General features: G+C 42.0%; 1 protein-coding gene. It reads right to left on the bottom strand.

The genetic code is table 11. From position 1 onward, the window contains the following. The coding region (locus ACTHSP_RS24220) for an outer-membrane lipoprotein carrier protein LolA (protein ID WP_440347247.1) at window positions 1–231 on the bottom strand (231 nt) is incomplete at both ends.

Here is a 231-nt window from a genome sequence, read left to right on the forward strand (position 1 = left end):
TTTGGTATTGTGAGGATTTGGTTACTTGCGCCAAATCTTCGTCATAGAGCCATATGTTTTTTCCGTCGCCTACGATGGTTTGTTTGTTGGTTTTGGTGTATTCCCATTTGAACAATCCCGGGCGCAGGATTTTGAATGTACCGTGTGTGTTTTGGGTTTTCTTTTTGCTGTGAAAGGTTTGGCTGAAGTTGCCGATGATAACGTCGGCGTCATTATTGAATTTTTTAAGGG

The sequence above is a fragment of the Neisseria sp. P0001.S005 genome (assembly GCF_051963715.1).